Below are 21,484 nucleotides of genomic sequence, written 5' to 3' on the forward strand. Positions count from 1 at the left end.
GATTGCCGCCCTCCCACCCTGAGGGCCCGGTCAGGCGCCGGCCTGGCCCAACGGCAGGCGCGCGGCGGTATCCCGCAACTCGCTTTCCAGCGCCACCAGCCCACCGGCGCCATCCCGGGCCAACTCGGCCGAGGCACCGGCCGCCGCCTGCGCCACCTCCGCCAGTTCCTGCAGGGCGGCCTCGGCGGCGGCGACCAGGGCGGTGGTCTGCGTCAGGCCAGCCTCGGCCGTTTCCTCTCCCGCCGGAACGGTGTTCACGGAGAGGGAGAGCGCATCTCCATCCGCAGGCGCGGCGGGGACCTGCACGGGCTCGGGCTCCCGCCGGCGATGCAGGCCCAGCACCCGCGCGCCACGGGCGATGCCGATCTCCTCATAAACCAGCTCGGCCTCCACCATGGCAGTGCGGCTGATCTCGATGTCCCGTGCCACCAGCGTGCCGCGCATCGTGCCGTCGATTTGCGCATGCTCGACCGTGACCTTTCCCTCGATCAACCCGCCTGGCGCGACCAGTACCGATGCGGCGTGCAATTCTCCACGCAGCACACCCTCGATTCGTACGGCGCCGCGGCTGCGGAGGCGACCTTCCAGCTCGCTTTCGGGGCCGATCAGCATGGCCGGCGCCTCGATCCGCGCCGGGCCAGGCCGAACCACGGTGGAGGCCGGTGGGGCGGCGCGCGGCGCTGGGGCGGGACTAGGGGCGAGTACCGCGTGCTCAGCGGTCAGGTCGATGCGCTCATAGGTGATGCGGGGCTCCCCGCCGCTGGGCTTACCGAAGAAGCTCATCTGTCAGTCCCGTTCTAGGACGGCGATTTCAAGCCCGACGGCCGGGCCAGCGCTGCCGATGCTTTTCTCTACGAATTTCGCATATCGGATGCAACTGTTTCGCACGGGATGGGCGGCAATTTCCCGCATACGGTGTGCCTGTCATCATTCAAGGCAAGGATGAGTAATGCAGCCCGGCTAGCGCCAGGGCTTCGTCTAAGTGCCGGCCATCCCGCAGCGCCAGCGACAGGCCGGTCTGCCAGATAGCGGCCAGCGGCAGCCCGGGCCGGCCCAGCGCCGCACCCAGAGCCGCGAGTCCATGGCACAGTCCCGCCGCATCCAGCTGGCCCAGCAGCGGCGCCTCTGGCAGGGCAGCGGGCAGGGCCAGCCCGGCCGGCCAGGGCAGCCGCTGGCCCGCCAGATGCAGCCAGCCGCCCGCCGCATCGACCTGCCCCATGCGGCAGCCCAGCAGCAGTTCCGGCGCCGCCCCCGTGGTTAGCAGCAGTGCGAGGGCGCGGTGCAGATCCGGCGCCCCCGCCGCGGACATGGCCAGCAGCCGCGCGCAATCGGCCTCCTCCAGCAGGGCCAGCCCATCGGGAGCAGGAAGGAACAGGGGATTGTCGAGGTCGGGCAGGTAGAGCGCTCGCAACGCGTCGATGGCTGCGGCCAGGGCTGCCTGCTCCAGCAGCATCGCCGCCGCACCACCCAGGGCGGCCTGGCGGCGGACCCGCATTGCTGCCAGATCCGTCGGTGTCAGCGCCGCCAGGGGCAGGGCGCAAGCCGGGTCAGCCATCAATGGGGCCAGGCGGATCATGGGGGCCAGATGCGTGCCGCCCTCAGCCAGCGGCAGGGTACCCTGGTCGGTGGCCCAGCGCCGCAGCGCCTCAGCCCCGCTGCCCAGCACGCGTCGGGGCCCCAGGCGGATCGTGGAGGGCTTGATGCCCTCAGCCGCCAGCGCGGCCCAGGCGGCGGCGGCGGCGGCATCGGCGAAACCGCCGCGCCCGAAGGCACCCGGCCCTCTACCAATCTCCACCTGCCAGTCGCCGTCCGGCCCCAGTCTAGGGCGCGCCACCATGCCAGGAATCCCCCGCTGCCTGGCGCAGCAGAACCCGCACCCCGCCGAATTGCAATATTTGCAAATCCGGAGGGTGCGGGCGCAGCTTATCCGGCAACGGTTCCCAGCCCGGCCGGAGCTGGCGGACCGAAGACGGGAGCGGCCGGCGCCGGCCAGGCGCTGCCCTGCCGCAGCAGCGGCGCGAATTCCTCCGGCAGCCGCGCCTCAATGGCCACGGCGGCGCTGTCAATCTCCACCGAGCCGCCAGCCAGAAGCTGGGTTTCCAGTTCCACGCTACGGGCGGAGGGATCGGCCAGGCGCAGCGTCTCCCGCACCTGGGCCAGGGCCGCGCCCCGCAGCGCCTCGAGCACCTCGGTGCGGCTGAGGCGGATGGTGTGATGAACGAAGAAGGGGGAAGGGCGGGTCATGAGGCTTCTCCTTTATCTTAGTTTTTCGCATGGCCATCCTGGCCACGCTCGCCGGTTTTTTGGCGGCACCGCGTTTCTAGCACGCAAAATGGAAAGCTGCCATATTTCGCTTAAAGACAATGATGAAGCAAATTCCTCTGCCCCTTGCCTCCGGGACCTCTTCTGCATCCGGAGCGGCAATGCCCGGGAGCGTCACCCGGGTCCCGCCGGGTTGTCGCCTCTGGTCGATTTTTGCTTCTGGCAAAGGAAGCGAAAAAAGGGTAAACGACGACCAGCTCACCAGGGCTTGCCAGCAGGTGACGAGACAGGGCCCGCGAGGGTGACAGGAACGGAGACGGCATTCGATGGCGCGCGCGAAGGCGACCACCCGGCGGGCAGAGAGCAGGCTCACAGGGAACCGCTCCCCCATGCAGGGCGGGCGGATCGTGCAGATCCGGGGCGGTGAGGCTGACATGCCCGCCTTCTCCATCGAGTTGATCACTCCGCAGGCGGCCACGGAACTGCTGAGCCGCAAACGCCCCAGCGCCTCCGAGAACCCGAACGCCATCAATGCCTATGCCGAGGCGATGCGCGAGGGGCACTGGATCCTGAACGGCATGCCCATCATCCTCTCCCGCGCCGGGGTGCTGCTGGACGGGGTGCAAAGGCTGCGCGCCTGCATCAGGGCGGAGACGCCCTTCCTGACCGTGCTGGCGCAGAACATCCCCGATGACGTGCTGCATACCATCGACCAGCAGCGTCGCCGCTCCTTCGCGGGCGTGCTGGAAACCCGCGGCATTCCGCATGCCCATGCGCTGCAATCGGCGCTGGTCAAGCTGATCCGCTATGACGACGGCCGCATGCTGCGCGGCGCCGGCACCGCCTCCTGGTCCCGGATGGACCGGGTTCTGCGGGCGAATCCGGATCTCGAGCAGGCGGTGAAGATGTCGCTGGAGAGCGAGGCGACCGTGCTCTCCGAGGCCGTGCGCACGCCGCTGCTCTTCATGGGCTTCCGGGTGAACAAGCCGGCGACCCGGCGCTTCCTCGATGCCATCGCCTCTCCCGAGAAATACGCGCCGATGGAGCCGGGCGCGCGGGTGCGCGACCTGATCGACATCACCCGCGGTGACCCGGCGACGCGGCTGAAGCCCGTCACCCTCTTCGCCGTCTGCATCAAGGCGCTGAATGCCACCTTCAGCGGAAAGCACCAGCGCAGCTACACCTGGATCGACAAGACCGCCAATCCGCAGAAGGGCGAGGATTTCCCGCATCTTGAGGGCTACCAGGGCCTGCACGACCCCGGGCTGAGCGACGAATCCGAGGAGACGGCGGCGAAGCTGCGCGCGGTGGTCGAGAAGCTCTCGGCCGAGGAAGGCGTCTTCCCGCTGGCCATCGAGACCATTACGCCGCAGATCGCCGAAGCCTACCTCACCCACAATACCCGCAACCGCAAGATCGTGGCGGCGCATGTGGATGCCATCGCGCGCGACATCCGTGCCGGCAACTGGATGATGAATGCGCAGCCCATCTGCTTCGCGCGCGACGGGCGGCTGCTGAACGGCCAGCACCGGCTCTCCGCCGTCATCCAGGCGGGCGAGCCGATCGAGGTGCCGGTGATGCGCGGGCTGCCGGAGGAGGCCTATGCCACCTACGACATCCATGCCAAGCGCGGCCCGCAGCTGGGCTCGGCCTTCGAGAATTTCGGCGACAAGCCGCTGGTGGCCGCGGCCGCCGTGCTGCTCTGGAAGCGCGAGCTGAAGCCCTCGGGCGTGCGCAATGCCAAGCCCACCCCGGCCGAGGTGATGAAGATCGTCGAGCAGCATCCCCGCCTGCTGGAGATGCGGACCTTCGGTCGCAAGATGATCGAGTTCGGCCGCGGCTCCGTCCTGGCCTATGCAGCCTATTGCATCGAGCGGGATGATCCCGAACTCGGCAGGATTTTCCTGGACCGATTTGAAACCGGCGCCGACCTGCCGCGCGGCCACCTGATCCTGGAGCTGCGCAAGCGCATGCAGATCCTGCGGCGGGAGCGCACCAGCCAGGATGAGCAGTTGAAGGAGGTCCTGGGCGCCTGGGCGCGCTTCAAGGAGAATCCGGACCTGGAGCGGCTGAAGCGCGCCTCCTGAGGCGTGCCACGGTCAGTCCGGGCAACGAGGCCCGCGCCATCACGGCGCGGGCCTTTCCCGTTCAGCCCTGACCGCCGGCGAGGGCGGCAGCCACGCGCCGCGCGAAACCGGCCGGGTCGCGCGGGGTATCGCCATCCTGCACCCGCGCCAGGTCGAGCAGCAGCCCGGCCTTCTCCGCCAACGCCGTATCGGTCTTGGCCTCCTCGGCCAGCCTGCGGATCAGCGGGTGGCGCGGATTGACCTCCAGCACCGGAAGCCCGCCGAAATCCCGCCCGGCGCGGCGCAGCATGCGCTGCATCTGCAGGTCCGGGCCGTGCTGCGCGGCGGCCAGCACAACGGCGCTGTCCACCAGGCGATCGGTCGCGCGGACCTCGCTGACCTCCTCCTTCAGGGCGTCCTTCAGCAGGGGCAGCAGCATCGCCACATCCGCGGCCTCGCCCGCTTCCTGCCCGCCAGCGAGTTTGGAGAGATCAACCGTGCCCTGGGTGATGCTGCGGATCGGCTTGCCCTCGAAACTGTCCAGCCGCTCCGGCCAGAAGGCGTCGATCCCGTCCGAGAGCAGCAGCACCTCCACCCCCCTGGCGCGGAAGCCCTCCAGCTGCGGCGATTTTGCCAGCGCCGCCGGGTCCTCGCCCAGCAGGACATAGATCGCCTCCTGGCCCTCCTTCATCCGGCCCAGATAGTCGGCCAGCGAGGTCCAACCCTCCACGGCCGAGGAACGGAAGCGCAGAAGGGCCGCGACTTCCTTGCGGTGCTCGGCATCCTCCCAGACGCCTTCCTTCAGCACCGGGCCGAAATTCTCCCAGAACCTGGCATAGTCCTCGGCATTCCCGGCGCGGGTCTTCAGCTCCGACAGCACGCGGTTGGTCACGGCCTTGCGGATCCGCCCGAGCACCGGCGTCGCCTGCAGCATCTCCCGCGACACGTTCAGCGGCAGGTCCTCGGTATCCACCACGCCCTGCACGAAGCGCAGCCAGGGCGGCAGCAGCCCGGCCTCGTCGGTGATGAACATGCGGCGGACATGCAGCCGCACCCGGCTCTCCCGCTCCCCCTCCACGGCCTGGAAGGGCTTCATGCCGGGTATGAAGAGCAGCGCGCTGTAATCCAGCATACCCTCCGCCCGCCAGTGCAGCGTGGCCCAGGGCTCGTCGAAGGCATGGGCGACATGGCGGTAGAAATCGGTGTAGCTCTCCTCGCTCACCTCCGATTTCGGCTTGCGCCAGAGCGCGGTGCCCTCATTCGCCGGCTCGTCCTTCCCGTCCCGCGCGACGGTAATGGGCAGGGTGATGTGGTCGGCCCATTTGCGGATGATGGCTTGCAGGCGGAAGGGTTCGAGAAACTCCCCGGCATCGGCCTTCATGTGCAGGACGATATCGGTGCCCAGCTCCTCCCGTGTGGCGGGGGCGAGGGTATAATCGCCCTTGCCTTCGGAGGCCCAGGTCCAGGCCTCTTCGCTGCCGGCGCGGCGGGAGGTGACCTCGACCCGGTCGGCGACCATGAAGGCGGAATAGAAGCCGACGCCGAACTGGCCGATCAGGCTGGGCTTGTCGGTGGCCGGCGCATCAGCCAGCGACTTCGCGAAAGCCAGCGTGCCGGAACGGGCGATGGTGCCGAGATGCTGGGCCAGATCGGATTTGGACATGCCGATGCCGGGGTCGGAAATCGTCAGTGTCCGGGCGTCCTTGTCCGGCACCACCCGCACCCTGGCCTCGGCCGGCAGGCTGAGCTTGCTGTCGGTCAGCGCCTCGAAACGCCGCCGGTCCACGGCATCGGCGGCATTGGCCACCAGTTCCCGCAGGAAAATCTCGCGCTCGGAATAGAGCGCATGCACGACCAGTTCGAGGAGGCGCCCGACCTCGGCGCCGAATTCATGCCGCTCCACGGTATCGCTCACCACAAACTCCCTCGAATAAGGCGTTGTTTCAAAGAGATATGTGCGGCATCGGGGAGTGTGTCAATCAGCCAGGAGGACTGTGGCGGAGGCCCTGTGCCGTTGCGATTCCTCCTCTTCCGCAGCGACCTCGGCCCGGCGCGCGGCCTGGCGCCGGGTGGCCAGGGCGGCCGCGTCGCGCGCCAGCTCCAGCCGTTTGATCTCGGCAAAATCCTCCCGCAGCGCCGCGCGCAGCGTGTCCTCCTGGGTGCGCAGGAGGCTTGCGGCGTGGAGCATCTGCCGCCGCCGCCCGGAGGCCATGGGAGACCAGGCCGACCAGAGCGCCATCTCCTCAGCCCGGCCACGGGCCTGCTCCGTCTCCTGCGTGAAGGCCTGATCCTGCGCGGCCAGGGCCTCCTCGGTTGCCGCCACCTGGCGCCCTGCCTCGGCCAGCGCGGTGCGGCGATCATCGGCACGTTGCCGTGCCAGGCGGATCAGGATCGGCAGGCCCTTCATCTTCATCCCTTCCGGCAAGACAGCCCTGGCAGCGACAATGCCGGCGTGATAGCACATGACTGTTTTTCGCATAAAGGGCGAAGATGCGCGTGCGGACCTGGATGAGCGGCATGATCGCGATGGCAGCGGTGCTCGGCGCTGCCGCGGCCTGGTCCCTGCGGCCGGGCGTGCCGACGGCGATGACAGCGGGAGGGATTTCGGGCTCGGCCTTCGCCGTGGCGCCCGGGATGCTGGTGACCAACGCGCATGTCGCGCTGCGCTGCCGTGCCCAGGGCCTGCCGCTGCGCGTGCAAGGACGCGGCGGATGGGAGGTGTCCTTGCTGGACCCGGAGGCCGATCTCGCCCTGCTGCGCGGTCCCTCCGGCAGCGGAATGGTGCTGGCGCTCTCCGCCGCCCTGCGCCTGCCGCGCGGCACGCCGCTGCTGGCCATGGGCTATCCCACCGCCGGGACCGAAGGGCGGCTGGCCGGGCAGTTGCAGGGCAGGCAGGGCCGGCTGCTGCGCGCCACGCTGACCGTACACGACCCTGAGGGGGGACAGGCCACCAGCTTCGTCATGGCCGACCACCTGGGGCGGGAGTTGGAACCGAGCTGGGAGGATGGGCTTCGCTACTTCGGCGCAGGCCAGGAGGCGCGGCTGCGATGGCGGCTGGAAATCGATGCACCCTCGGCGGGTGGCAGTTCCGGCGGACCGGTTCTGGATGCGGCGGGGCAGGTGGTGGGGGTCGTCTATGCCGGCGGGCGCGGGCTGACGGCGGCCATTCCGCTGGAGGATCTACGCGCCTTGCTGGCCCGTGCCGGGGTGGCACCGGTGCTCGGCAGCTTCTTCCCGCAAGGGCTGCCGGACTGGGAGGCGGTGCAGGCCAGTGCCGCCCGCGCGCTCTCCCGCATCACCTGCTGATCAGGCCGCGGCGGCGGGCGCGACCGGCAGGGGCGTGGTGGGGCTGGCCGGCAGAGGCAGCGTCCGGCCCTGGTGCAGCGCCCCGACCGCAGCAGCCAGCGCGGCCTCTCCCTGAGCCGCCAGCCGCAGTACCAGATCGCGCAGCGCGGCATCGAGCGAGAGGCTGTCAGGCCCTTCAGCCATCATCGCCGGCGCGGATTCCGGAAGCTGCGCGCCATCGGCAGCGGGCTGGCCTTCCGGCAGAATCCACAGCCGCTCGGCATAGCCGCGCAGGGCATGCGCCGCATGGGCGGCCGGTGCACCGGGCGCGCCCGCCAAAAGGTAGACCTGCCCGTCCCCGGCGCGACGGAACCAGATCTGGGTGCCGCCCGGCAGACAGGCCCCGGCATGCCAGGGCGCCGCGCCGGCCAGGGCGAGCAGCGCCATCCGTCGCCGCTCTGTCTGGGGCTGCCCGAGGATCGCCCGGCTGGTGGCGGCCGCTCCGGCAACCCTGAGTTGTGACGCGGCATGGGCGAGTTGCTGCCGTGCCGCCGCTTCGGTGGCGCAGGCCGGGCCTTCCAGCGCCAGAGTCAGCATGGGATCGAGATATTCCGGGGTCAGCGTGCCACAGTCGCGGCTCATCCGGACAAGGGCAAGCTGGTCCAGGGCAGCGGCGGCAGTGGTCAGGAGCGGCGTCAGTCCCAGCATGGTCACGTCCTTGCCCTTGGGGCGCAACAGGGCGCGTGTGCAACGCCCGAACGCTCGCGTAATACGAGCATATCTCCTGCGTTACTCTCTTTTTTGATGCTGGGCCAGATTTTTCTCTAGATCTGGATATCCGGTTAACCATTTGATAATACTATATTATATTCGGATGACCTTCTTTCCAGTGCCTCTGAAAGACACAAAACTCCTGCACAGGCTGCGAGACTGGGCCGGATTTATTGAATATTATGAGACAAATCTCGTAGAAGGAATCAGTCCGATGCGCTTCGCCGCGCCTGCCTTCTGCTTATCCGGCCTGCTGCTGGTCCTGCCCTGCCCCGCCCTGGCGCAGCCCGCGCTGTCCTCGGAATCTCCGCCGTCCTGGTCTTCCACGCCTCATGCGCGGGGGCCAGCCCCACGTCAGCGGCAGGGGCATCGGGCCCAGGGCTCGCAGTTGGATGTCACCGGCCTTCTGGACCAGGCGCCGCCCCCGGCGCCAGAACCGCCCCCGCCTCCCCGCCGCCCGATGTTCAGCGATGGCTGGAGCCGCGACGGCTTCGGCGGCCGGCCTTCCGCCTGGCGATAAGCGGCGCATGTCCGGCGCCCCCACCGGCTTCGTGCTGATCCATCGCGACCTCGGCCTCTATGTCGGCCGCACCTTCGCGCAGTCCTTCTGGTCCAAGCTAAACGGCGCCGGGCGCCAGGCCGTGGCGACCTTCCCCAGTGAGGCCCAGGCCCGCTGGCACATCGACCTCTGGGAAGGCGGCTGGCCGGAGGATCAGGCGGCCTGCGGCCTCAGCCTGCATCCGGTGGGGGTGGACCTGCCGGATGGCTGGGCCAGCATCACCGCCCTGCGCGCCGCCGGACTGGGGGAGCATCTGGGTGAGTTGGCCCATCCCGGCTGGCGCGCCGCGACGGGCCATTGCTGAGCCGGCGGCTCAGATGAACTGCAACTCAGCATGCAGTGCGCCGCTGGCCTTCAGCACATTCAGCACGGAGATCAGGTCGCGCGGCGCCAGGCCCAGCGCGTTCAACCCGTTCACCAGCGCCTGCAAGGTGCTGGCCCGGGGCAGCACCGCCAGCTGGCGGCCACGCTGATCATCCACCTCCACCTGCGTGCGCGGCAGCACCACCGTCTCGCCATTCGAGAGCGGGCCAGGCTGGCTGGCCACCGGGCTTTCCGTCACACGGATCACCAGGTTGCCATGGGTGATGGCCACCGGCTCCACCCGCACCGAGGCGCCGACGATGATGGTACCGGTGCGCTCATCCACTACCACCCGGGCGGTGGTCTCCGGCCGCACCTGCAATCCTTCCATCTGCGCCACCAGCGCCGGCAGCCGGTCGCGGAAGCCGAAGGGGATCTTCACCTCCACCGTGCCGAGGTCCAGCGCCTGGGCGCTGCCGGGGCCGAAGCGAGCATTCAGCACCTCCTCGATCCGGATGGCCGTGGTGAAATCGGGTGCGCGCAGCGCCAGGCGGATGCTGTCGAGGTTGCGAAGGCTGACGGGCACCTCCCGCTCCACCAGCCCGCCGCCGGGCACCCGCCCCTGGGTGGTGACGCCCGAGGAAATGCTCTGCGCCTGCCCCGCCGCCTGGAAGCCGCCCACCACCACCGGGCCCTGCGCCACGGCATAGACCTCGCCATCCGCGCCCAGCAGCGGCGTCACGATCAGCGTGCCGCCATTCAGGCTGCGGCTGTCGCCCAGCGAGGAAACCTGCACATCGATGGGCGTGCCCTGGCGCGCGAAGGGCGGCAGGGTGGCGGTGACGATCACGGCGGCGGTATTGCGGGTCTGCACCCGCGCATCGGCCACATTGATGCCCATCCGCTCCAGCATCGCCGCCAGGCTCTGCTGCGTGAAGGGCGTGTTCCGCAGCTGGTCACCCGTGCCCTGCAGGCCGATGACCAGGCCGTAGCCGACAAGCTGGTTGCCGCGCACGCCTTCGATCGAGACGATATCCTTCAGCCGCACCTGCGCCCACGCCGGCAGGGCAACGAGACAGGCCAGGGCCAGGGTCCAGAGAAAACGACAGGTCAGGCGGCGCGGCATGGGCAGGGTCCTTCCGGCTCAGGCGCTGTAGCGCAGGCCGGCCCGGGCCAGCGCGGCATGCGGCAGCAACTGCGGCTCCAGCCCCAGCAGCGTCCGCAGATCGGCCAGCGCATCGCGCAGTTGCAGGGCACGGTCCGGCGCCCGCGGCATCTCGCTCTGCGGCATCAGCGCCAGGGCGCCACGCCAGAGCAGCACCGCCGCGTCGCGCGCCAGCGGCGTGGCAAGCATGAAGGCCTCCCCGCATTCCTCCACCGTGCAATCCAGCGCACCGGCCATGGCGGCGACATCCTCCTCCTCCAGTGCCAGGGGAATATAGGGATTGCTGAACCCTGGGCTGATCAACTGGGTCACTTCGGATTGTCCGTCCTGTGCGAGGGGGTCAGAGGTAGTTCACCAGGCTCAGCTTGGAGAGCTGCGCGGTGATGGAGTAAGTCGCCTGCAGCTGGATCTGCATCGTGTTGATCTGGTCGGAGAGGCTGTAGTAGTCGGCCCGCTCCAGGTCGTTGATCTGCGCCGTCGTGGCCTGCACGCCATGGTCATGGATCTCCGCCACCCGCTCCAGCCGCGCCTGTTTGGTGCCGAGCGTGCCGGCCAGGGTGGTCAGCTGCGTCTGCGCGCCGCGCATCAGCTCGCCCGCACGGTCGCAAAGGGCGGTCCTGGCATCCTCGCTGAGCCTGCTGGCGCCATTGCCCAGAAGCGACGTCATGGCCAGCGCCTTCAGCGCATCCCGGAAGGCGCCATGATCGGCGCGGACGTCATAGGCGAGCGCCTGCCCGTCACCGATCCGCACCAGATTCGGCGCGCCGTCCCCCGTCCTGGAGGAGGAGCCGTAATAACGGCCGTAGAACTCCGAGCCGCCGTCATCAAAGGCATCCTCGATATCCTGCATCAGCCCCGCAATGTCGTCGGCATCCAACGCGCCGCCCTTGGTGGCCACGGCAGCCTCCAGCATGGACTGAATCCGCGCCGGCAGCTCCGCGATCCCGTCCAGCGGCCGCGTGGCGCCGTCGGTGCCGCCAAATACCTTCTGCCCCTGGAAATCCGTGTTCAGGAGATCGGCGATGGAGGCGAGCAGGTCGGGAGTATCGGCAGAGAGCATGGTATAGCTCTGCTGCTTCAGCACATCGGCAGCCAGGATCTGCGCGGAGACATCCTGGAAGATGTCCCTGATCGACGTCATGGCGGTCTGCATGGTCTTCATGCGCTCGCCGGCGAGGCTGGTGCCGTTCTTGATCGCCCCGCCCTGCTGGATATCGCTCCGCAGCCGATAGAGCAGCGAGGCGCCGATACCCATATCCAGCACCGGGTCGCTCTTTCGGCCGGAGGCGACTTCGGCGGTCGCACGGGCGAGTTGCGCTTGCAGGCTCTGCAGACTGGCCTGCCGGCCGATCGCGACGCCCGCCGGGGACACACGCTCCATCATCGGGGCTTCTCCTTCAACGTCTGAGGCTGCCGAGCTCGTCGAGCATTTTGGCGGCGGCCTGGATGACCTGTACCGAGGCCGAATAGGTCTGCTGCACCATCAGCAGCCGCTGCAGTTCCTCATCCACGCTGACCGCCGTCTTGTTGGTCAGGTCCTGCCGCGCCTGCAGGGCGATGCTGGCGCGGGTGATGGCACGGTCAGTCCAGGTGCCGCGCTCGCTCTGCATCAGCCCGACAACCTGCGAGGCAGCCTGCGGCAGCCCCATCGAGCCCGGCAGGCCGGTGCCGCTGTCGTAGTCGCGGTTGCGCCCCAGGGCGTCCAGCCAGCCCAGGATGATTCTGTTGTCGGAGGTACTGCCCTCGACCACCGCCCCCATGCCGTCGCGCATCCGCCAGAGCTGGCCCAGCGACGGTGGGGCGGTGCTGGGATCGGCCACCTGGTCCGGGTCGACCAGCGCATTGATGCCGATGAGACGCGCCATGCCGACGGCTGGCGCTGCGGGGTCGAAGCCGGCGGCGCCATCACGGGTGAAGAGCCCGGCCTGACCGGCGCCAAGGCTTGGATCGGCCTCCTGGAAGCTCTCCGCCAGCCGGCCCGCCACCTGGTCCAGCATATCGGCGAAGCGCGGCATCACCTCGTCCCGAAGCTTCAGCCCGGCGGCGATGCTGCCGCTGTCGGAGACGCGCAGCACCATGCCGCCGACGGTGATGTCGGAGAGGCCATCAGTATAGGGGGCGCTGCCGTGGCGGCGGATGTCGGAGGCGATCTGCGGCGTATGGCTGAAGGCCAGCGCGCGCGGATTGCCGCTGTCGAAGAGCGTATTGCCGCCATCGGTCATCACCAGCAGCCGGCCCGGCCCGTTGTCATGGACGCGGATCGGCAGCCTGACGGCGATATCCGCGAGGAGGGTGTCGCGCTTGTCCTCGTATTCGGCGGTGGAGGCGCCGCGCGCGGCGGCCAGCGCCCTTTGCCGCTCCACCTCCTGCAGATCCCGTAGCGCCGTGTTCACGGCATCCACATCCCGCGCAACGCCGAAGTCGGCCTCAGTGCGCGAGCGGCTGATGGCGGCATCCATATCGTGGAAGCTGTCCACCAGATCCTGCGCTGCCGCCAGCGCCTCGCCCTGCACCACGGCATCGTTCGGCGCGGCAGAGAGCGCGGTCATCGCCTCCTGAAAGGCGCCGAGGCGGGAGGAGAGGGAGCGCTCATCGGCCGGCTGGCCGATTACGCTGGTATAGCTGGCCAGCAGGGATTGCAGGCGGCCGGCGAAGGCCTCGGCGCCATTGGCGGCGCGGGAGGCCGTGGCCAGGACGGTATCGGCGGCGCGCTGGACCACCCCGGTCGCGACCCCGCTGCCGGTGCCGCCCACCAGGTTCTCGCTGCGCGGCAGGTCGCGCCGCACAAAGCCTGGGGTCTGCACATTGGCCACATTGTTGGCGATGACCGAGGAGGCCCGCTGCTCGGCGGCCAGGGAGGTCAGCGCCGCGCTCAGTGCGGCTTGAAGGGACATGGCTTGGGCTCCCGGTCAATTCATGACGTTTCGCATCGTGGTGGGGCCGAGGCAGCGGCCCCGCCATGCCTGCTCACCGCTTCAGATTGGTCGCTTCTTCCAGCATCTGGTCGGCGGTACGGACCACCGAGGCATTGGAGCTGTAGGCGCGCTGCGTCTCGATCAGGTTGGTCAGTTCCGTGCCGATATCGACATTGGAGGATTCCAGTGCCCTGCCCGAGGTGGTGCCGGCAGAGCCCTCACCCGGCGTCAGCAGCCGCACCGCACCTGCCGCGCGCGACATCTCATAGGCATCGCCGCTGACGGGGTTCAGGCCATCGGCATTGGGGAAGACGGCAATCTTCAGCTGGTAGATCGGCCGGGACTGTCCATTGGAGAAGGTTGCGATGACCTTGCCGTCATCATCGACCGAGACCCGCTCCAGCATGCCGAAGGCCGAGCCGTTCTTCTCGATCTTGGTCGGCACGAAGTTGCCGCTCAGCTGGGTGATGCCGGAGACGCTGCCGGGCACGCCGATCTTGAGCGGCAGCGTCATGCTGCCGAGCTGCATGGTCAGGGTACCGAGACGCGTGTCATAGACGCCCCTGGTCTGGTCGGCGGTAGCCGGCATCGTATATTTGCCATAGGCCGCTTCCGGCATGGCGGCGGAGATGGGCGTGGTCGCCGGCGGCACCGGCGCGGTATCGCTGACCACGGACTTGATGGTGCCCGCCTTGTTGGCGCCGGCGCTGGCACCCCAGAATTCGACCTCCACCTGCCCGACCAGCCGCGATTCATCCGTCACCGGCGCGGCGGGGTCGCCGCCGGTCGCGCTGTCATAGACCTGCATCAGCCAGCGGTTGGTATCCGTGTCGCCCGCGGCTGCGGCCGGCAGCGCGATGAAGCGGTAGGTCAGGGTCTGGGTTCCGCCCAGGGCGTCATAGTAATCGACGCTGCTGATATGCGTGTCCACGCCCGGAGGATCGGCCGAATAGGCCGTATTGCCGGCAGGCAGGTTGGCCCAGAAGGTCATCTCCGTGGTCGGCGCGGAGGAGACGCTGATATTGTTGATATTGACCGTCGCCAGGCCATCGACATTGTTGTCGCCCAGGGTGCCGAGCGGCAGGCCATCGGCGCCGAGCTTCACGCCCTGCAGATAGTAGCCCCCGGCATTGACCAGGTTCCCGTTGGCGTCCGGGCGGAAGGAGCCCGCACGGGTAGCGAGATATTTGCCGTTGCTGCCCGGGGTTTCGTTCACCACCAGGAAGCCGTTTCCATTGACGGCGATATCGGTATCGACGCCGGTACTCTGCACCTGGCCGAGCTTTGTGATCTCCACCCGGTTATGCGCGGCGGTGCCGGCCAGCGCCGAGCTGCCATGGCTGGAGCCTTCCAGCACCAGGCTCTCGAACTGTGTATCGATCCGCTTGTAGCCAACAGTGGAGCTGTTGGCGATGTTGTTGGAAATGCCGGAGAGCTTCGTGGCCTGGGCATTCAGGCCCGAGACGCTGGTCCGGAGAGCGTTGATGGCCGTCATCGGCGATCCCTGCGGTGGTTGCATGTCACGGAAGTGACGATCTGGGGAAATGGCGGGCGCGTGCTCCGCCGCTTGAGGTCAGGCTCGGGGCAGGCGGGCCCGTTTCGGGCAGGTCCGGCGCCGGCTTCTGCCGGAGGGCCGGGGCAGTGCGGAGGTGTCATCGGCGCGGCTCCGCGGCGGCGCGTTGCGTGACGAGGCCGGCGCGCATCACCGTAATGGCGATGCGGCGATTGCGGGGGTCGTTCGGCGCCTCCCGCAACAGCGGTTCGACCGAGGATTTTCCCTCGATCCGGTGCATCCGCGCCGCCGGCACGCCCTCCTGCTCCAGCACCCGGCGCGCGCTGTTGGCGCGGTCGCTGGACAGTTCCCAGTTGCCATAGGCGCCGCGGGAGAAGGCCTGCCCATCCGTGTGGCCGGCCACCACCACCGCGTTCGGCACCGTGGCCAGGATGCCGCCCAGCACATGCAGGATACGAGCGAGGCGCGGGGTCGGCTCGGTGGCGCCGGCGGCGAACATGGGCGCGCCGTCGCGATCGAAGATCTGCAGCCGCAGCCCTTCCGACGTCATCTCGACGCGCAGATTCTGTACGAAGTCGCGCAGCGTGCCATCCGTCGTGCCGAGCTGCCGCTCCAGCTCCGCCTTCATGGCTTCCAGCCTCTGGCGGTCGATCGGGTCGCGCAACCCGCCATCCTGAGCGGCGGCGGCCTCGGCTGCCTCACCGTTATTCGCGGACTCCCCGCCATCGCTGTCCCGCCGCAGCCCGCCCTCACTGACGGTGGTCAGTGGATCGGTGCGGGATTCCCCGGCGACCAGCATGGAGGTGCCGCCGCTCAGCACGCCGTTGCCGGCCGGCAGATCAAGAATGCTGGATGCGTTGAAGAACTGGGCGATGCCGTCGCGCTGCGCCTCGGTGGTGGAGGAGAGCAGCCACATGACCAGGAAGAAGGCCATCATCGCCGTGACGAAATCGGCGTAGGCGATCTTCCACTGGCCGCCATGATCCTCGTCACGCGCCACGTGGTGCCTCTTGACGATGATCCGACGCTTGTCGTTCTCGGCGCTCATGCGGCGGGGTAATCCGGGCTGATGCTGGTTCGCAGCCTATACCGGAGATTTTTCGCATTCAAGGGCGTTGATCCTCGCCACGGTGCCTCACCGTCAGGCTGCCCGACAGCGCCAGGCGGTGCAGCACGGCCTCGAAGGCCTCCTCGAGCTCCGCCACCATGGCAGGCGGCAGCCTGCGGACGGTCTCCAGCACCGCGTCCAGCCGCCGTTCCTCCAGCCGCCCGCGCAGTTCGATGCGCCCGCTGACAGGCAATGCAAGGCGGATGGCGAAGGCCCCTCGTCCGGCCTGGTTGCCGCCGGTGGCGCCTGGCGGCCTCACGCGGTCGGGGCGCCAGAAAAGGTCGATCCAGGCCAGGCCCTCGCCGCTCCGCAACGGCAGCCGCTGCCCGGCCCAGAAGGCCGCCTCCCCCAGCGAGGCCGGCGGCTGTGGCGCGCCACCCAGCAGAGTCAGCATCGCCTTCCGCGGCAGATGCAGCGCCTCGCCCAGACGGGCCAGACGCTCCTCGCCCAGCCAGAGGCCGGGATCCGGCCGCAGCGCCGCCAGGGCCAGGGGCAGGACCAAGCCGGCCCCGCCGCCCGGCAGCAGCGCCTCCAGCCCCGGCAGCGCGGGGGGCGGCGCCAGGAGGCGTGCCTCCCCCTGCTCCTCCGCAGGGCTGCCGCGTGGCGGCACATGGCCCACGGCACGTGCCGCCGCGGCATAGCCTGCCTCAGCCTCCCGCCCCGGCGCGCCGGGGCGGAAGACGGGGTCGATGGGCGCCACCTCCCCGTCCATGGCTAGCCGGCAGTGCCGATCTCATCCTCTTCAAGGATGAAGATGCGGCCCTCATCGGCCAGGCGCTTGGCGATGGTGATGATGTCGGTCTGCGCCTCCTCGACCGCCTTGCGCCGCTGCGCCGGCATGTTCTCGATCTCGTCGCGCATCATGGTGGCGGCGCGTTCGGACATGCTGGCCAGGAACAGTTCGCGCAGCTCCAGGCTGGCGGCGGTCAGGGCCACCTGCAGCCTGTCGGCCGGGCATTCCGCCACCAGCGTGGCGAAGGTGGTGCGATCGACGCGGATCAGGTCGTCGAAGGTGAACATGATGCGGCGGATGCGGCTGGCGGCATGTGGCTCGCGCACCTCGATGTGCTTCATCAGATGCTCGACCAAGCCCTTGTCGGCGCGGTTCATGATCTCCGCCACGATCTGAGAGCTGTCGCGCTCGTAGCTGCGGTTGAGGTTGGTGATGAATTCCTTCTGCAACGTCTGCTCGATATCCTGCAGCACGCCCTTCTGGATGCTGTCCATCCGCACCATACGCAGCACGATCTCGTCCACCGAGGCCTCGGGCAGCAGCGCCAGCACACGCGCCGCATGCGCGGCCGGCAGCTTCGCCAGAATCACCGCCGCGGTCTGCGCCAGCTCGGTCCGCAGATAGGTCGCCAGCACCTCCGGCGAGATATTCGCCAGTTTCTCCCACATGGTCTTGCCCTCGGGACCACGGATCTCGTCCATGATCTCGCTGACCTTCTCGCTCGGCAGCAGGCGCTTCAGCAGGCGCTCGGTGGTCTCGGCGGTGCCGAAGACAGTGCCGGTGCGGCCGACCTCGGCGCGGAAGCGCATGATCACGCGCTCGACCGTGTCGATATCCACCTTGCCCAGATGGGCCATGGCGCGGCTGACGCGGCGGATCTCCTGTTCCTCCAGCCGGCCGAACAGAGTCTGGATGCGGTCCTCATCCAGCGTCATGAACAGCACGGCCACATCGGCCAGCGGATCGATCTTGGCGGGGGGTGCGTCCACCGGACGGATGGCGCGGCGCGCCTCGGGGGCTCTCATCGGTCGGTGCTCCGGACAGGCGGAGTGAGGAGGGGGGTGAGGAGCGCGGCGAGCATGGCCACCACCTCGGGCGGCGCCACGCCTCCGGGGGCGATGCGCGCCAGTTGCTCCGGCAGATCGGCGCCGGCCGGGATGGAGAGCTGCTGGGCCCCGGCGATGGCGGAGAGGCGCTCCTCCAGCACCGCCAGCGCCACGGGAGGCGGGGCAGGCTGCCGCGCCGCCGCCCAGCGCAGGGCGGCGGCCAGGCGGCGCTTGCGGCGGATGCGGCGCGATGTCCCGCTCATGTCGAGAAGCCCCGCGTCAGCGCGCCCGCCACCAGCGCCCAGCCGTCGATCAGCACGAAGAAGATCAGCTTGAAGGGCAGGCTGACCACCGAGGGCGGCAGCATCATCATGCCCATTCCCATCAGCACCGAGCTGATGGCCATGTCGATCGCCAGGAAGGGCAGGAAGAGCAGGAAGCCGATCTGGAAGGCCTTGGTCAGTTCCGAGACCAGGAAGGCGGCCGCCAGGATATGCAGCGGCACCTCCGCCCGCTGCCCGCGCGGCAGCGGGGCCGTGAGGGCGCCGGCAGGCGGCTTCCATTTGGCGATGTCGATGAAGAGCATCAGCTCCTGCTCCCGCACATTCGCCTCCATGAAGTCCCGGAAGGGACGGATGGCGCGTTCGGCGGCCTGTTCCTCGGTGATGCTGCCTTCGATCAGCGGGCGTCCCGCATCATCCCAGCTCCGCTCCAGCACCGGCGCCATGACGAAGGCGGCGAGAAACAGGGAGAGGGAGACGATGACCGTGTTCGGCGGCGACTGCTGCAACCCCAGCGCGGTGCGCAGCATGGAGAGCACGACGACGATGCGGGTGAAGGCGGTCGCCACCACCAGGATGCCCGGCGCCACGGCCAGCAGCGTGGTGATGACGATCAGCCCGACGACATTGGTCGTCAGGCTCTGCCCGCCGCTGGCCACGGCATTGGCGCCCTGCGGCCCAAGGCTGAGCGAGACGCTCTGCGCCAGGGCCGGCGGCGCGGCCAGCAGCAGCACCGCCAGCGGCGCGATGAGGGGACGCGGCATTCTGCCGGTCTCTGTCAGGAACGGTCGGTCAGGCGGCGGATGAGACGATCTCGGTGATCGAGATCGAGAGCCGGCCGTCATCGGTGATCTGGATCTCGCCGCGCGCGATCAGCCGCTCATTGGCCAGCAGGTCCACCGGCTCCCCCACCTTCTTGTCGAATTCGATGACGGAGCCCCGGCTGAGATTGAACAACGCGGCCATCGGCAGGCGCTTGTTACCCAGCACCACCTGCACATTGACGGGAATATCCATGATGCGCGGCTTGCGCTCGCTCAGGAACGGGTTGTCGCTGTCCAGGGGAAGTTCGCTGGTCATGGCTTGATCTCCTGCGAAGGCTCGGCGGGGGCGCGGGGCGCCTCCAGAATGGCGATGGCCTGTGCCGCCAGGACATCGGGACGATAGACAAGGCCGCCGGAGACCCAGCTGGCCTCGGCGCTGCCGGGCGGCATGGCGGGCTCCGGCAGCAGCCGCAGGCGGGAAGGCGCATCCCCCGTCGGGGGGAACCCATCCCGCTGCAAGGCAGCCAGAGTTTCGGGATGGGCCGTCAGGAGGATGACATCCTCGCCGCGCATACTGACCGCCTCGGCCAGCATGGCCGCCACCTCGGCCCCGGCGGCGCGCGCCAGCAGCTGCGGGAAGACGGCCTCCAGCGCCGCCACGACAGCGGCGCGGGCCTCGCCATCCATCACCCGGCGCTCCTCGGCGCGTTCGGCCAGCAGGCGCTCCAGCGCCTGGGCGGCCAGTTGCGCGCCCTGCGCGGCACGGCGGGACAATTCGTCTTCCAGCCGCGCCGCCGCCGCGGCCTCCGCCTGCGCGGCGCCCTCGCCACGGCCCTGGGCCAGGCCCTCCTCATGGCCGCGGCGGCGGCCGGCCTCGAAGGCGGCGGCGCGCAGGCGCTCCTCCTCCCGCAGCCGGGCGGCGGAACCATCCTCCCCCGCCAGCAGGGCGCCCAGCGAGGGCGGCAGATAGGGGCGGGCCATCGGGGTCATGCCGGCGCCCCTTCCTGGATCCAGGCCCGCACCACGGACAGAGCTTCCTCCGGCCGCGTGTCGATCAGTTCATTCAAGGCATTCAGGGAGGAGATGCGGATCTGGATATCCTGGCCCACCGTGGCGATGGCCTCCTCCATCGGATCCAGCGCCATGGCGGCTTCCGCGGCGGCGGCATCAGCGACGGCGAGGGCAGCGGCCAGGCGGCGCAGGCGGCTGCGGCGGCGCAGCAGGAACAGGATGGTGCCCAGGCTTCCCACCAGCAGCAGCCCGGCCACCAGCAGCTGGGCGTTGCTCATCCGCCATCCGCCCGGGTCGTCGGCGGAGGCGAGGCTGCCCGCGCCCTCATCGGGGATGAAGCGCAGGGTATCGACCGTCACGCGGTCGCCGCGCTTCTCGTCGAAGCCGACAGCCGAGCGCACGAGCGCCGCCAGCCGCTCCAGTTCCTCCCTGGGGCGTTCCTGCACTTCACCATCCGGCCCGGTCACGCCATCCACCACCACGGCAATGCTGACACGCTTCACCGCGCCCGGCTCGCGCGTCGTCTCCTCGACCTTCGAGGAAATCTCGTAGTTGATGGTCTCGTTGCTGCGCTGGGCGGTGCTGGCGCTCCGCTGCGCAGTGCCACCGGTCTGCTGGTTGGGCAGGTTCTGGCCGACCGTCACGGGCTGCTGGCCACGCCCGTCCTCGCTGCTCTCGGCCTCCGTCTGGCTCTGCCGGCCGCGCTCCACCTGCCCCATGGGGTCATAGGTTTCCGCCCGCGCGACGGTGCGCGCGCCCTCGATCTCCACCGCCGCCACGGTCCGTACCCTGCCGCGCCCGACAATGGGTTCCAGCAGGTCCAGCACCGCCTGGCGCAGCGCCTGTTCCTGCGCCTGCCGCAACTCGCCGATCCGCCCCGCCACGGCGCCGCTGCCGCCATCGGCCGCGAGGACGATGCCGGAGGGATCGACCACCGAGACATCCTCCTGCCGCAGCCGCGGCACGGCACCCGCCACCAGCAGCCGGATGGCGGAGGCCTGGGAGGCCCCGAGCCGCTGGCCGGTGGCGGTGATGACGGTGACGGAGGCGGTGGGCGGCGGCGCGTCGCGGGAGAAGCTCTCACGCTCCGGCAGCACGATATGGACGCGGGCGCTGCGCACCCCCTGCATGGTGATGATGGTGCGCGCCAGCTCCCCCTCCAGCGCCCGCACCCGCTGGATGCGCTGCATGAAGGAGGTCATCTGCATCGGGTTCGCCTGGTCGAGCAGCTCGTAGCCGGCGCCGCCCTGGCGTGGCAGGCCCTCGCCGGCCAGCTGCATCCGCAGCCGCGCCACCTGCTCGGCCGGCACCAGCACCGTTCCGTCGCCGCGCGCCTCGACCGGCACCTTCATCTCTTCCAGCCGCGCGACGATGCGCCCGGCCTCCGAGGGCTCCAGCCCGGCATAGAGCAGCCCGTTGGTCGCCTGCGGCGCGCGGGCCACCAGCACCACGGCCAGGATGGCGGCGGCGGCCACCGCGGCCATCGCACCCAGCTTCACCGGGCCCAGCCGGGCCAGCGCGGGGCCGAGGGCGCCAAGGTCGAATCCGGGTCGGAGGGTGCTCACCTGCTGCATCGGTACCTGTCGTCCCGCTCTGACCATCCATCTTTCGCATATCCCCCCGCGGTCATAGAAGCCGTGGGCTTTGCGGTGCCAGACGTTTTTGGCATGGAATGCGAAAGCGCATCGGGTTACATCTGCCG

At 69.5% G+C, this 21,484-nt stretch carries 22 protein-coding genes; 3 read left to right on the forward strand and 19 right to left on the reverse strand.

All coding sequences use genetic code 11. The features are described from left to right. Positions 1-30: 30 nt before the first annotated feature. The 3 genes from IAI58_RS18140 to IAI58_RS18150 form a co-directional block, all read right to left on the reverse strand. Positions 31-783, reverse strand: a complete 753-nt coding sequence (locus IAI58_RS18140; protein ID WP_207448846.1) for a bactofilin family protein — start codon at positions 781-783, stop codon at positions 31-33. A gap of 148 nt (positions 784-931) precedes the next feature. Beyond that, positions 932-1,837 carry a hypothetical protein gene (locus tag IAI58_RS18145; protein WP_207448847.1) on the reverse strand — a complete coding sequence of 302 codons (906 nt, stop codon included), beginning with the start codon at positions 1,835-1,837 and terminating at the stop codon, positions 932-934. Positions 1,838-1,923: 86 nt separating this feature from the next. Continuing rightward, positions 1,924-2,244 (reverse strand): methionyl-tRNA synthetase, encoded by a 321-nt coding sequence (locus IAI58_RS18150; protein WP_207448849.1) that lies wholly within the window; start codon positions 2,242-2,244, stop codon positions 1,924-1,926. A gap of 344 nt (positions 2,245-2,588) precedes the next feature. On the opposite strand from IAI58_RS18150, the gene IAI58_RS18155 reads away from it, so the two are divergent. After that, the gene (locus IAI58_RS18155; RefSeq protein WP_207448850.1) at positions 2,589-4,349 is read left to right on the forward strand and encodes a hypothetical protein; all 1,761 of its coding nucleotides are present in this window, start codon (positions 2,589-2,591) and stop codon (positions 4,347-4,349) included. A 61-nt stretch (positions 4,350-4,410) separates the two neighbouring features. Here the strand turns inward: IAI58_RS18155 and htpG are convergent, their stop codons facing one another. Together htpG and IAI58_RS18165 are read right to left on the reverse strand one after the other, a co-directional pair. Further along, positions 4,411-6,243: a molecular chaperone HtpG gene (gene htpG / locus IAI58_RS18160; RefSeq protein WP_207448852.1), complete on the reverse strand. Its 1,833-nt coding sequence runs from the start codon at positions 6,241-6,243 to the stop codon at positions 4,411-4,413. Positions 6,244-6,303: 60 nt separating this feature from the next. Then, entirely contained in the window at positions 6,304-6,735 is a 432-nt protein-coding gene (locus IAI58_RS18165) for a hypothetical protein (protein ID WP_237182525.1), read from the reverse strand. A gap of 83 nt (positions 6,736-6,818) precedes the next feature. Here IAI58_RS18165 and IAI58_RS18170 point away from each other — a divergent pair, with 83 nt between their 5' ends. Next, on the forward strand, positions 6,819-7,634 hold the full coding sequence (locus IAI58_RS18170) for a S1 family peptidase (protein ID WP_208776176.1): 816 nt from the start codon (positions 6,819-6,821) through the stop codon (positions 7,632-7,634). Here IAI58_RS18170 and IAI58_RS18175 read toward each other — a convergent pair whose 3' ends face one another. Then, positions 7,635-8,321 carry a hypothetical protein gene (locus IAI58_RS18175; RefSeq protein ID WP_208776177.1) on the reverse strand — a complete coding sequence of 229 codons (687 nt, stop codon included), beginning with the start codon at positions 8,319-8,321 and terminating at the stop codon, positions 7,635-7,637. 590 nt (positions 8,322-8,911) lie between these two features. Here IAI58_RS18175 and IAI58_RS18180 point away from each other — a divergent pair. Further along, a complete protein-coding gene (locus IAI58_RS18180; protein WP_207448659.1) occupies positions 8,912-9,247 on the forward strand; it encodes a hypothetical protein in 336 nt (111 codons plus the stop codon). A gap of 9 nt (positions 9,248-9,256) precedes the next feature. Here the strand turns inward: IAI58_RS18180 and IAI58_RS18185 are convergent, their stop codons facing one another. From IAI58_RS18185 to fliF, 13 genes are all read right to left on the reverse strand, one after another. After that, on the reverse strand, positions 9,257-10,372 hold the full coding sequence (locus IAI58_RS18185) for a flagellar basal body P-ring protein FlgI (protein ID WP_207448661.1): 1,116 nt from the start codon (positions 10,370-10,372) through the stop codon (positions 9,257-9,259). Positions 10,373-10,390: 18 nt separating this feature from the next. After that, positions 10,391-10,723: a polysaccharide deacetylase gene (locus IAI58_RS18190; protein ID WP_207448663.1), complete on the reverse strand. Its 333-nt coding sequence runs from the start codon at positions 10,721-10,723 to the stop codon at positions 10,391-10,393. A 28-nt stretch (positions 10,724-10,751) separates the two neighbouring features. Continuing rightward, a complete protein-coding gene (locus IAI58_RS18195; RefSeq protein ID WP_207448665.1) occupies positions 10,752-11,795 on the reverse strand; it encodes a flagellin in 1,044 nt (347 codons plus the stop codon). 13 nt (positions 11,796-11,808) lie between these two features. After that, entirely contained in the window at positions 11,809-13,305 is a 1,497-nt protein-coding gene (gene flgK, locus IAI58_RS18200) for a flagellar hook-associated protein FlgK (protein ID WP_208776178.1), read from the reverse strand. A gap of 73 nt (positions 13,306-13,378) precedes the next feature. Continuing rightward, positions 13,379-14,821 carry a flagellar hook protein FlgE gene (locus tag IAI58_RS18205; RefSeq protein ID WP_207448669.1) on the reverse strand — a complete coding sequence of 481 codons (1,443 nt, stop codon included), beginning with the start codon at positions 14,819-14,821 and terminating at the stop codon, positions 13,379-13,381. A gap of 157 nt (positions 14,822-14,978) precedes the next feature. Next, complete coding sequence (locus IAI58_RS18210; protein ID WP_207448671.1) at positions 14,979-15,887, reverse strand: flagellar motor protein MotB; 909 nt, start codon at positions 15,885-15,887, stop codon at positions 14,979-14,981. 58 nt (positions 15,888-15,945) lie between these two features. Continuing rightward, positions 15,946-16,659, reverse strand: a complete 714-nt coding sequence (locus IAI58_RS18215) for a hypothetical protein (protein ID WP_208776179.1) — start codon at positions 16,657-16,659, stop codon at positions 15,946-15,948. Positions 16,660-16,661: 2 nt separating this feature from the next. After that, positions 16,662-17,705, reverse strand: a complete 1,044-nt coding sequence (locus tag IAI58_RS18220) for a flagellar motor switch protein FliG (RefSeq protein ID WP_207448675.1) — start codon at positions 17,703-17,705, stop codon at positions 16,662-16,664. Beyond that, positions 17,702-17,989: a hypothetical protein gene (locus IAI58_RS18225; protein ID WP_207448677.1), complete on the reverse strand. Its 288-nt coding sequence runs from the start codon at positions 17,987-17,989 to the stop codon at positions 17,702-17,704. The genes IAI58_RS18220 and IAI58_RS18225 overlap by 4 nt, the downstream gene beginning before the upstream one ends. Further along, entirely contained in the window at positions 17,986-18,771 is a 786-nt protein-coding gene (fliP, locus tag IAI58_RS18230; protein ID WP_207448679.1) for a flagellar type III secretion system pore protein FliP, read from the reverse strand. Before fliP ends, IAI58_RS18225 begins: the two co-directional genes overlap by 4 nt. Positions 18,772-18,799: 28 nt before the next feature. Beyond that, complete coding sequence (locus IAI58_RS18235; protein ID WP_207448681.1) at positions 18,800-19,087, reverse strand: FliM/FliN family flagellar motor switch protein; 288 nt, start codon at positions 19,085-19,087, stop codon at positions 18,800-18,802. Further along, positions 19,084-19,761 (reverse strand): hypothetical protein, encoded by a 678-nt coding sequence (locus IAI58_RS18240; protein ID WP_207448683.1) that lies wholly within the window; start codon positions 19,759-19,761, stop codon positions 19,084-19,086. The genes IAI58_RS18235 and IAI58_RS18240 overlap by 4 nt, the downstream gene beginning before the upstream one ends. Continuing rightward, complete coding sequence (gene fliF, locus IAI58_RS18245; RefSeq protein ID WP_208776180.1) at positions 19,758-21,347, reverse strand: flagellar basal-body MS-ring/collar protein FliF; 1,590 nt, start codon at positions 21,345-21,347, stop codon at positions 19,758-19,760. Before fliF ends, IAI58_RS18240 begins: the two co-directional genes overlap by 4 nt. Between the last annotated feature and the right edge of the window lie 137 nt (positions 21,348-21,484).

Source organism: Roseomonas marmotae, assembly GCF_017654485.1.
GTDB classification, from domain to species: domain Bacteria; phylum Pseudomonadota; class Alphaproteobacteria; order Acetobacterales; family Acetobacteraceae; genus Pseudoroseomonas; species Pseudoroseomonas marmotae.